Source organism: Leptospira interrogans, assembly GCF_900156205.1.
Taxonomy (GTDB): Bacteria; Spirochaetota; Leptospiria; order Leptospirales; family Leptospiraceae; genus Leptospira; species Leptospira interrogans.
In genome coordinates this window covers 272,517-283,696 of the sequence record NZ_FTNA01000003.1, presented here as the reverse complement: position 1 = coordinate 283,696, position 11,180 = coordinate 272,517, and the positions used below count along the sequence as shown (strand labels likewise).

Annotated in this window: 9 protein-coding genes and 1 tRNA gene; 3 read left to right on the top strand and 7 right to left on the bottom strand. The window is 36.5% G+C overall.

Annotated features, from left to right (window positions below; translation table 11 throughout):
* Positions 1 to 291 (top strand): transposase (locus BW942_RS04330; protein WP_000001539.1); only part of this gene is annotated, 291 nt, incomplete at its 5' end.
* A gap of 559 nt (positions 292 to 850) precedes the next feature.
* On the opposite strand, the gene prmC is transcribed toward BW942_RS04330, so the two are convergent.
* From prmC to fusA, 7 genes are all read right to left on the bottom strand, one after another.
* On the bottom strand, positions 851 to 1,711 hold the full coding sequence (gene prmC / locus BW942_RS04325; protein ID WP_001164600.1) for a peptide chain release factor N(5)-glutamine methyltransferase: 861 nt from the start codon (positions 1,709 to 1,711) through the stop codon (positions 851 to 853).
* 1,198 nt (positions 1,712 to 2,909) lie between these two features.
* Positions 2,910 to 2,983, bottom strand: a tRNA-Arg gene (locus BW942_RS04320).
* Between the two features lie 2 nt (positions 2,984 to 2,985).
* A complete protein-coding gene (locus BW942_RS04315) occupies positions 2,986 to 3,651 on the bottom strand; it encodes a Crp/Fnr family transcriptional regulator (protein WP_000367409.1) in 666 nt (221 codons plus the stop codon).
* Positions 3,651 to 4,706 carry a cyclic nucleotide-binding domain-containing protein gene (locus tag BW942_RS04310; RefSeq protein ID WP_000918546.1) on the bottom strand — a complete coding sequence of 352 codons (1,056 nt, stop codon included), beginning with the start codon at positions 4,704 to 4,706 and terminating at the stop codon, positions 3,651 to 3,653. Before BW942_RS04310 ends, BW942_RS04315 begins: the two co-directional genes overlap by 1 nt.
* Before the next feature lie 10 nt (positions 4,707 to 4,716).
* Complete coding sequence (locus BW942_RS04305; protein WP_000455556.1) at positions 4,717 to 5,967, bottom strand: amidohydrolase family protein; 1,251 nt, start codon at positions 5,965 to 5,967, stop codon at positions 4,717 to 4,719.
* An 18-nt stretch (positions 5,968 to 5,985) separates the two neighbouring features.
* On the bottom strand, positions 5,986 to 6,651 hold the full coding sequence (locus tag BW942_RS04300; protein WP_001255130.1) for an LIC_10271 family cell wall hydrolase: 666 nt from the start codon (positions 6,649 to 6,651) through the stop codon (positions 5,986 to 5,988).
* Positions 6,652 to 6,899: 248 nt separating this feature from the next.
* Positions 6,900 to 9,020 carry an elongation factor G gene (gene fusA / locus BW942_RS04295; protein WP_000102023.1) on the bottom strand — a complete coding sequence of 707 codons (2,121 nt, stop codon included), beginning with the start codon at positions 9,018 to 9,020 and terminating at the stop codon, positions 6,900 to 6,902.
* A 26-nt stretch (positions 9,021 to 9,046) separates the two neighbouring features.
* On the opposite strand from fusA, the gene BW942_RS04290 reads away from it, so the two are divergent.
* On the top strand, positions 9,047 to 9,238 hold the full coding sequence (locus tag BW942_RS04290; protein WP_000075515.1) for a hypothetical protein: 192 nt from the start codon (positions 9,047 to 9,049) through the stop codon (positions 9,236 to 9,238).
* 68 nt (positions 9,239 to 9,306) lie between these two features.
* A complete protein-coding gene (locus BW942_RS04285; RefSeq protein WP_082279632.1) occupies positions 9,307 to 10,926 on the top strand; it encodes a TrkH family potassium uptake protein in 1,620 nt (539 codons plus the stop codon).
* Positions 10,927 to 11,180 lie beyond the last annotated feature (254 nt).

Genomic DNA, 11,180 nt, shown 5'->3' with positions numbered 1-11,180 from the left:
GACATTTCAGGAGACACGGTTCGATACGGAAGAATCATAAATCGAGGTTGTCATTCAATTCGAAGGGTGATTGTTCAAGCGGCTTGGAGTCTGGTTCGTTGTCAACACGGTGGTAAGGTAAAAGAGTTCTATCAAAGGTTATACCTTAAAAAAGGTGCTAAAAAATCGATCATCGCTACTTCACGTAAAATGATCGAAGTTCTTTACGTAATGATTCGAACCGGAAAACTTTTCGATTCTATGCCTGAGAATATATTAAATCGAAAATTAACTCAATATGGTCTTATGTAAAAAAAATAACGGGAGGGCTTGACACAAGAAACATAGGAGAGAGCGTTGTGCTGAGTTTTCCCTATTTTTGGGTGGGTGTTGGGCGGGTGGTGGAAAGGCTTGGAAAACTTTTCTCTATCAGAAAAATATACTTTTTGCAAGTAAAAAGACTCATTCTTGTCGGAACACTTGAAAAATGTGCCTTTTTGAGCCCAGAACGGCGATCCATAGAAAGCCCGTTCTGTTGAGTTCATTCTGATTCTAAAATCTTATTCAACGTGTGGGGTTGATTATGGCTTCCGACGGGTCGCGTTTTATAATAAATTGTAACTAAAGACAAAATATCGTATTACGTTTCTTTTGTGTAATTTATTGATTGTAGCTGAAAGTGCGGTTCGGAGATGCCATATTCCTTACAATGAATTCATGTTATTAAAGTATAAACTATTAAATTGTATAATTTATTCTATTTTGAATAAAGTCGTAAAAGAGATTTTTAAAAAATAATCGTTTATGTATTTCGGGGTAAGTTCTAAGAACCTATCTAGAAAATACTTTGTCTTTGTTTAAAATGCCGATTTTATCTTGTTAAAATTACAAACCGTTCTTTTCCGGAAAGATCTTTCTCGATTTTTCCATTCTCCCAACCTTTTGCGATTGAATCCGAAATAATAGTTTCGGATAGAGAAGGTAAAATCTCCATATAAAGTTTTCCACCTTCGACCAATCGTTCATGTGCCTGTGCGATCAGAGTAGATAAAAAGTCTTTCGGATTTTCTAGAAATAAAGCGAGGTGGGGCTCATAATCTATTACATCTTTCATCATTTCTGCTTTATCTGAAATAGGGATATAAGGTGGGTTGGTAACGATCAGATTAAATTTGGATTCTTTAGGAATTGAAAGAAACAAATCACTTTCTAAAAATTGAATGTGTTTTTCCTCTCCCAAAATTTGAATAGCGTTTTTTGCAGCAACTTCTAACGCTTCTTTTGAAATGTCACTTAATGTAATGTTCCAGTCTTTCCGAGCAAGTTTTAAACTGATTCCGATACAACCGCTTCCGGTACAAAGGTCTAATACATTTTGCTCTCCTATATTTCCTTTAAAATCCGATAAAACCTTTTCCACGAGTTCTTCCGTTTCTGGTCTTGGTATAAGTACATTTTCGTTCACAAAAAATATAGAATTGTAAAACGCCTTTTGGCTTGTGATGTAAGCAGTGGGTTTATTTTTAGATCTTTCTAAAATTCTTTCTCTATATGCGTTTTTTTCTGTTTCGTTTAAAAGTCTTTCAAAGTTTACGTAAAGTTTTACTCTTTGGAGATTGAGTAGATCGGCTAAAAGAATTTCTGCATCTAAACGTGCGCTTGGAATTTCTTTCTTTTTTAAGAATTCTTCCGATTTTTTTAAAAGAGTGAGAATTGAATCTGGGTGTTGCATCTATAATTCGGTGTGACTGTTTATTAGTGCCAGTTTAAGAGTTTTCGTTACAGTGGATTTCATTTTTTCAAACCCAATTCGGATTTTTGTAAAATATAAGAATTCCTACATTTTTTGTTTTTAGAAATTTAAATCTAAGTTCTGTTCTTGGACTTGTCAATTGTAGGAACTCCTATTTTTTTACAAAAAATTTTGTTACCTGTGGTCTATTTCTGCTTCGACGCATGAAAGTGGTACTAAAATTTAATGTGAGTTCGGAGTAAGAAAATAAGAAAGAATTTTCTAAAAGTATGAATTCCTAATCCTGGAATTTGTTCGTAAAGTCGTAATTTGTGGTAGTTCCCACATTTTAGAGATAGAACTCAAAGTTCAGATTCCAACTTCTTTCAGAAAAATGGATTTCTTATTCTGAACTTGTTACATTAACTTTATTCAGTGCTATTAATAAAATATCTAATTTTTTGCATTGAAACAGTGTTTTGCGATAAAAATTAACGGTACTCAATTTTATAGAGGTCCATAATATCAATTTTGCAAAAATAGAGATTTTTACAAGTTGAGTTTAATCTGGAATTAATGGCTTTTTTGATGGAGTTCCCACAAATTTAGTTACATTACGAATTTCTAAATATTTATCTATCGTGATTGGAATTTGTATGAGTTCCCACATTTTCTGAATTTATCTGTAAAATATAAATCTAGGAAAAGAGTTCCTACAAATTAAGTCTCTTAAACAGGTTCTTTAGCATTAGAGTCTCTGAAAAAAGGGATTAGCAAAACTGCTTCCATTGTCCATCGTAATACAATGAAAACAAAGCGAGAATTAATTTTCAATAACTCTATAATGAACTTTTATGTGGTAGTTCCCACATTTTATTTTTTACGGAAAAATTAGGTTTTATAAAACGAATTTCTTACAACAAATTTACATTGCGAAATGAAATTTACTTCAAATCATATTGAGTTTTATAGATGTTTATCTACATTTTTAGACGATGTAAAAATTCGATAAATGAAACCTTAACCCCACGTGAGTTCAATAACCAGTGCGCTGAGTTCAGAAAACAACGTTGAATTTTTTATAAATCAAGATTTTCTCCACGAATTCATGTTAACCTTTATATGAAAAAGATTTTATGATTCAAAAGAATTAAAATATTGGAATATAAAAATAAATGATTTGGTTTTTTAAATTGAATGCCCCCGAGAGGATTCGAACCTCCGACCAAAAGTTTAGGAAACTTCTGCTCTGTCCACCTGAGCTACGGGAGCTTTTAAGAATTCGGTTTCCGTTTTTGTGCGACGATTCTCTGGAAGTCCGCAATATTGTGTATAACAATTTTGTCTTCGTAAAGTTCGATTTTACCGCTTTTGGAAAGAGTATTTAAAACCTTTTGAACTTCGCCTACCGGTTGAGCGCACCATTCTGCTACATCGTGTTGAGAAACGTTTAAGACGATCTCTTTAAAATCGCTATGAGCATGCATCTTTTCGTATAACATTAAAAAAACGTCTGCAACCTTACCTTGAATATCATCCATCAAAAGAATCAAAAGTCTTCTTTTAGCGTCGTTAATCCTAACGGAAAAAATTGTGAGAATTTTAAGTGCCAACATAGGATTTTTAGTCATCAAGAGTTCGAAATTTGCTCGATTGAAATTCAGTACCTTTACTTCCGAGATTGCAATTGCAGTTGCAGACCTAGGTTGTTCTTCTAAAATCGCCATTTCTCCGAAAACGTCCCCTTGTTCGAGAATATCGAGTGTCTTAATCAAGTAGTCTTCTTTTTTTGTAGGGTTGGGAACCGTTTTAACGATTTTTACCTTTCCGGACTGAATTAGAAAAAAATTATTTCCAGGTTCGTTTTCACAAAATATGATCTGATTCGGTTCATATGTCTGGCCGAATTTAGAAAACATGGATTCGAGCATCATATCCATTAGGTACTCATCTCCTTAGCCTTCAGTTTAGACTTTTGGGAGATACTGTCTTTTTCAGGTGGAAGAAGAGCTACCTTACCGTATAACATCCTTGCCCTTTGGCGATCTCCTTGCAGTTCCGAAATTTCCGCGAGATGAAATAGCGATTCTTTGATAGATTCTCCAGATGGATATTTTTTGATATAAGTAGAAAAAGAGGAATTTGCACTATCCAAATCGTTTTGTTTTAACAAACATACACTAAGTTGGAAGAGTGAATTTTCTACTAACTTTCTTTCCGAATCGAATTTAAAATCGGTTCTATTGAGTAGGTCTTTGTAGATCACCATTGCATCTGTGTGTTTCCCTACGTTTACAAGTGTATGCGCTCTATTGTAAAGAGAAGTGATTGAGTTGTCTACTCCTGCCGTGATCGCTGACTTTTCCACGGCGGGTTTCATGATGTTCTGAAGCGTTTCCGGAGTGACTCTACTTGTGCTTCCTTCAAAAACTAAGGGAGGCATATTTAAGGGATAGGGGCTGTTTCTTTTTGCAAGTTCCAAAAGTTCTGTAGCCCGACCCGCGTAAGTTGTTCCGGAATAATGTTGTAGATATTTTTCAAATGCGTATATCGCATGTGGAAAATTATTATTTTTATAAAAAACCTCAGCTACGTTCATCAATTCGAACGCAGGATTACGAGTATCGGATTGTCCTAAGATTTCTTTGAGTTTTTTATGAACTTGTCTAAGTTGGCTGGAAAAAACTTTCATCATCTTTAAAATGAGATGGGTTTTTTCGGCTACAAATTGCTCAAATTCATTCGGTTTGAAAACGAGTACTGTGGCACTTCCAAGAACCTGGGCGGTTTCTTCTCTTGGATATTTTCCAAGTGCGGATTTTACTCCGAAAAATTCTCCAATTCGAACGTCTTCTTTGACTTCTTGACCAGTATCTACAGCTGGAAACGTTAGTATGACACGCCCATTTCTCAGGACATAGATATCTTCAGCTTTGTCCTTCTCAAAATAAATGATGGATCCGCCTTTATAATTTCTGATGATCGGACCGGCCAAATGGATTTACCTACTCAAAGTTATCAAATTCTTTTTGTACGGGAAAAAAAGCCAAATCCTTTTTATAACCAAGGGAAACAACAAGGGATTCGAGCAATTTTCCGGGGGATGCAACTAAGTATTTTTCAGCATTCTCTATACTAATTTTTTCCACTCTTACTCCGGATTCTTCAAAAAAAGATTTTAAACTTATATCTCCATAGACAGGAAGTCCATCTCGTAGAACGAGACGGATGCTGTTTAGGTTACTCTCGCAAAGATTGAGGTATGGATCTTCGAAATTTCGAGTAAGGATTGTTAGGTCTGCAATTTTTCCCACTTCGATACTTCCTAGCTGTTTTTCAATTCGAAACGCTTTTGCAGGATTAGACGTAACCATTTCAAAAAGCGTTTTCGGGGAAAGATCTTCTCCGTATTCTGTTTGATAGAATTTTCGTGCATTCTTAATTTCTTCTAAAAGATTCAGTGAACCGCAGATACTTGAATCCGTTCCAAGGCAAACGTTAACTCCGTGTTTTAATACATCTTTAATATCCGTTGTTCTTTCGTATAAAAATAAATTCGCTTCTGGACACCAGACTAAATGAGACTTTTTTTGAGCAATCAAAGTAATATCTGATTCTGATAATACGATTCCGTGTACTAAAACGGTATGTTCTCCGAGACATCCTAGTTGATATAAGTTTTTAAGAGAATCTCTAGATTCGGAGTCAAATCCTTCTGCAATACAAGTTATATAAGGAATATCTTGTTTTAGAGCTTTTGCATATTCTTCTTCAGGACCGTCTCCCCAATCTAAGGAATATGTACAGATACTATGGGACAGCGTAAATCGGTTTAAAATTCTTACGGGCATCGTTTCGATAAAGGGATCTTGAACAAAATGAGGAATATGATCTTGAACGGAAGTAACCCCCGAAATTAGATTTTTATAAGAACCTAAAAGATAAAGTTGTTCCGGATCGAGTTGTTGTCTTTCTGAAAATACAATAGAAGATTTAAGATCGTTGTCCCAAGGAAGCCAGTTCAGATAAGGTTTGCTTGGAGCTACTCTTGGAAGATAAGTACTCAATAAATGATCGTGTCCATTGATCAGTCCGGGATAGACATACAATCCGTTTAGATTTAAACGAATTCTTTTTCCAGCAGGGGGTCCGCCTGCGTTTACAGAAGCTATTATACCGTCTTTAATTACGATGCTTCCGTTTGAAATCCATCTATCCTTAGTTACGATGCATGCATTTACGAGTTCGTATTCCATATTTTTAATATTTAATTTTTAACGAATTTGTAAACTCGGATCGATCGCAGAACTTCCATGGTTGAGTTGAAAATAGAGCCCTTTGCCGGACTCTAAAGAACCTAATATCTTAGAAGGGTCTACGGTTTCACCTTCGTTTACAGAGACCGTTTTTAAATTGGCGTATACGGTGGAATAACCATTCTTATGTTCTAATATTACGTATTTTTTATATCCTTCCATTTCATCTACGACCAAGACTTTGCCGGGAGAAGCAGGACGAACTTCTGCGTGTCTTGTGGCTTTGAACAAAATTCCTTTATGAGGGGCAAAACTCAATTTGGTAAAATGACTTTGTATAGGAGTTCTATTTTTGAGTGGAAATTTAAAATTTGGTTTTGAAGATTCTACAGATTCGCTTTTTACAAAGTTTGATTTTGTATTTTTAGAAACGATCTTTTGGTTTTCTGTACTTGTAGGTTTTTGAATTTTTAAAATTTCTCCAGGTAATAGAGAATCTTTTTCTTTTTTGCCGTTCCATTCCATAATTTTATGATAATCGACTTTAAATTTTTTTCCCAGAGAAAAATAGGTATCTCCTTTTTGGACGGTGTAAATGGAAGGATTCTGTGATCCGGCGGCAAAGATCTTAGGAAGAACGAAAAAAAACATCCAGATTCCCAAGTTTGAAAAAACACGACGCATCTCTTTCTATATCGGCAGAAAACCCGAAAACAGGAAGCTAGAACTTCGGAAAATAAAAAAAGGAAAACAGTTTTAGAAATACACTAAATAAAAAAGAGCCTTTCGGCTCTTTTTAAAGGAAAGAATTTTAGATTTTTTTGAGGTTTTTCATTTTAGAAATTCGCCTCAAAAAATTTTATTTTTTCACAAAAATAAGGGTAAGAACTTTTATAAAAAGTTCACTTCAAAAAGTCTTTGAAATAATTAGATCAATCTTCGTCTTTATTGTTGACCTTGTATTTTTTCATCAATTCTTCCGCTACGTTTCTTGGAACTGGAGCATATCTGGAAAATTCCATCGAAAACTCCGCCTTACCCTGTGTAGACGAACGTAATACAGTTGAATATCCGAACATATCTGCAAGAGGAACTTCCGCCTCGGTTTTACAATAAGCGTCTTCTTCAGTAGTGTTCAGAATCATACCGCGTCTTTGGTTCAAAGATCCGAGGATTGCTCCTTGGAATTCAGAAGGACCATCAACTTCGACTTTCATAATCGGCTCTAGAATTTGAGGATTTGCCTTGTTGAATCCTTGGCGGAACGCATAACGACCGGCAATTTGGAACGCCATATCGGAAGAGTCCACATCGTGATAAGCACCATCGTTGATCACACAGCGAACTCCAATGATAGGAAACCCGATCAAAGAACCTCGCTCTAAACAACTTTTAAATCCTTTGTCTACCGATTGAATGTATTCTCTTGGGATCGCACCACCCACTACCTTGTTTACGAAATCGTAATCTAATGTTTCTTCAAGCGGGATCGGTTCCATATAACCTGCGACACGACCGAACTGACCTTGACCACCGGTTTGTTTTTTATGAGTATAATCGAAATCTGCTTTGGAAGTGATCGTTTCACGGTAAGCTACTTGAGGAGCGCCTGTGATCAATTCCACACCGTACTCTCTTTTCATACGTTCGATATAAACTTCGAGATGGAGTTCTCCCATTCCTTTGATGATGGTCTGACCGGACTCTTGATCTACATGTGTTTGAAAGGTTGGATCTTCCTTGGTAAAACGGTTTAACGCTTTTGCAAGATTGTTTAGGTGTTTCGATTCCTTCGCTTCGATTGTTAAAGAGATCACTGGAGCAGGAACGAACATAGATTCCATGGAAACCTTAAGTTTTCCATCGGTAAAAGTATCCCCGGAAGCACAATCAATCCCGAAAAGTGCGATGATATCACCCGCTTCCGCAGAGTCGATGTCTTCCATTTCATCCGAGTGCATTCTACAAAGTCTACCTACGTTATGTTTCTTGTTGTTCGACATATTGTAGATAGTCATCCCTTTGGCGAGTTTTCCCTGATAAACACGCACGTATGTAAGCTGACCGTAACGTCCGTCTTCGAGTTTAAACGCGAGACAAACCAAAGGCTTCTCAAAATTGGATTCAAGAACGATCATTTCTTCGTTGTTGTTTTGATCTAAGGCCTTGTTTTTAACATCTACAGGGCTTGCCAGATAATCTAAAACTCCGTCCAGAAGTTTTTGAACTCCTTTGTTTTTGAAAGCGGAACCCATAAAAACAGGGGTCATCTTGAGTTCGATTGTGCCGGTGCGAATTGCTTTTTTGATCATCTCTTCGGTTGGAGTTCCTTCGAGAAGAGCTTCTGTCAATTCGTCGGAGAACATAGAAGCCGCGTCTAAAAGTTCTTCGTGTTTCTTTTGCGCGAGTTCTTTGAGATCATCCGGAATTTCTTTTTCCTGAATGTCCATCCCGTCCTTGCCTTCGAAGTAGTATGCTTTCATCGTAACAAGGTCTACAATCCCTTTTAGATCGTTTTCAAGACCGATCGGAATTTGAACTGGAACCGCATTGTGTTTTAGTTTTTCTTTAAGTTGTTCAATTACTCGGAATGGATTGGCTCCAGTTCTATCGAGTTTATTAATAAATGCGACGCGAGGAACATTATAACGTCTCATCTGACGATCGACTGTGATCGACTGTGATTGAACTCCTGCGACCCCGCAAAGAACTAAAATTGCGGAATCTAATACACGAAGAGAACGTTCTACTTCTACAGTAAAGTCAACGTGACCCGGTGTATCGATAATATTGATCGTATGATTTTTCCACTGACAATAGGTAGCAGCGGACTGAATGGTAATCCCTCTTTCTCTTTCGAGGTCCATACTATCCATTTTTGCGCCGACTCCGTCTTTTCCGCGAACTTCGTGAATTGCGTGAATTCGATTTGTATAAAATAGAATTCTTTCAGTAAGGGTTGTTTTTCCGGAATCGATATGGGCAGAAATTCCAATGTTTCTGGTTTTTAGAAGTTTTTCGCTCGGTTTGAATTCGGCTACGGCAGTGCTCATGGCATCCTCTTATAAAAGATTGCAAAATGTCTCCGGTAAAAACACCGGTAGGGAGCTTTGGAGAAAGTCCCTCAATTTACCAAATTCCAAAAAAGGGCGAATTTGTAAATCTAAATCGAAGAATCAGTAGGTTTCCTGTATTTTTCATTTGCCCGAGGACGGTTTTACAAAACGATGATCTTTTGACGTCTCGACAAACTGGGGCTTTTCCAAAGTAAAGTTCGTCTTTTTAATATTAGACTCTGGTTTTTTAAAATCCGGGTTGGAGGCTGATTCTTAAATCGATATGCAACCCCTCAAATTTATCAAACGAAACGTAAATAGAATTGCGAAAGCGTTTCTTTTGTTATCTGTAGCCAGGACTCTTTGTCTTGGTTTTACGATTACTATTTTGATCGGTTCTTTTGGAATTTATATTTCGGAATCGGGTCGCCTAAGTTATACGGTTTCCTTATATCTCGCCACTTCTTCGATTTGTGTCACTGGACTTTCTCCTGTTTTATTATCAGAGTTACAGCGTTCTACCCAGTTGATCATGATGTTTTTGATCCAGATTGGAGGTTTAGGGATCATTACGTTTACGGTTTTGATTGGAGTTTTAGTCGTTCGAGGTTTGTCTAGAAGTACTCGTCTTGCTTCTCTTGTCTATGAAGCGACCGATGCTCATCTCGCCAAAAGAATGAGAGACAAAAAATTAGAGCAACAATCTGCCGTGATTTCTCCCGGAAAGAAAAAAACCGAAGCGGAAGCTTCTTATGTAAGAAGAATGTTGATCTCACTTTTTAATATCACTCTTTCAATCGAAGCGGTGGGTGCGACTCTTCTTTTTTTTTGTATGCCAGAAACGGATCGTCTTCCAGGAACTCCGAATCGTTTTTTTCTAAGTATATTTACTTCTATTTCCGCTTTTAATAACGCAGGATTTTCTATTGTAGATGACCTAAGCTTTTTATCTAAAGATCCTTTATGTTTATTGATCGTTCAGTTTTTGATCGTCATGGGAGGAATCGGTTTTCCGGTAATTATATTTATAGAAAAGTCAATTTTAGAGATCATTCAAAAGTTTATGGGAAAGGTGGAAGCTGTAACCGAAACCTTTATGATGAGAAGAACGGTTCTATTAGGAGAAGATCCTCCTGCCTGGTATATTTTTGTAATTGCAACTTCGGTTCGATTAGAAGGGCGATTAGAAATATATCGAAAAGAATTATTTGGCGATGCGAATAGAATGCAAATGGCGATTATCGTTTTAGGTTCTTTAATCCTAATTCACATTGGAGGAATTGCGATTCTTCTTATAGAATATAACAACGTTGAGACGATTGGAAAAATGGTTTTTTCAGAAAAGTTATTTAATTCTTTTTTTCTTTCCGTTTCTTCGAGAACCGCAGGTTTTAACACGTTCGACATCACTGAAATAGAAAGCGCTACTTACGTTCTTCTTTGCGCCTTGATGTTTATCGGAGGTGGCCCGCAAGGGGCCGCAGGTGGTATTAAGATCACTACATTCTTTATATTAATCTTATATTTGAAAAACGTAATTCGTCCGCAGGCACGGGTTCAGGCTTGGGGAGAAGATGTATCTAAAAATTCGGTTGCGATCTCTACTCGGATCTATTTTCTTGCGACAATTTCTCTGGTTGTTTTTATGTTCTTAATTACTCTCGCAAATGGGAATAGGCACGGAATCGAAACGATCTTTTTTGAAGTGATGTCTGCATTTGGGACTGTAGGTCTAAGTTTAGGAATGACAGCATACACAAACGATCTAGAAAAATTTCTCTACATTGCTTTGATGTTTATGGGAAGAGTTGGGACTTTTACGCTTTTGATTGCGTTTACCGGTCACTCTGGTTTAGGAGATCTTGGAGGTAAGGACGACGGTTTGAAAATCCAAGTAGGCTAATTTGTCTTAAAATGTTTTCAAAATCGGACGTGGAAATCGATAACAGATCAAAAAGTTATACATGCTTTTCTATTTGAGATCTAATTGTGGGAATTTCTATAAAATAAATTTTAAATTTATAGGATGTCGCAAAACAACGATTTTACGTAGAATTTGATTGAATGGATTATTTTTTTTGAGATTTTATAGTGGTTCCTTGTTTTTGTTTAAGATAGTATTGGATTTGTGGAAATGTTATGCGTAATTTTTAAGTT

What these genes read in the sequence shown, in the direction of transcription:
- prmC (WP_001164600.1), bottom strand. Translation starts at nt 1,711, where the DNA reads ATGCAACACCCAGATTCAATTCTCACTCTTTTAAAAAAATCGGAAGAA.
- BW942_RS04315 (WP_000367409.1), bottom strand. Translation starts at nt 3,651, where the DNA reads ATGGATATGATGCTCGAATCCATGTTTTCTAAATTCGGCCAGACATAT.
- BW942_RS04305 (WP_000455556.1), bottom strand. Translation starts at nt 5,967, where the DNA reads ATGGAATACGAACTCGTAAATGCATGCATCGTAACTAAGGATAGATGG.
- BW942_RS04300 (WP_001255130.1), bottom strand. Translation starts at nt 6,651, where the DNA reads ATGCGTCGTGTTTTTTCAAACTTGGGAATCTGGATGTTTTTTTTCGTT.
- fusA (WP_000102023.1), bottom strand. Translation starts at nt 9,020, where the DNA reads ATGAGCACTGCCGTAGCCGAATTCAAACCGAGCGAAAAACTTCTAAAA.
- BW942_RS04290 (WP_000075515.1), top strand. Translation starts at nt 9,047, where the DNA reads ATGTCTCCGGTAAAAACACCGGTAGGGAGCTTTGGAGAAAGTCCCTCA.
- BW942_RS04285 (WP_082279632.1), top strand. Translation starts at nt 9,307, where the DNA reads ATGCAACCCCTCAAATTTATCAAACGAAACGTAAATAGAATTGCGAAA.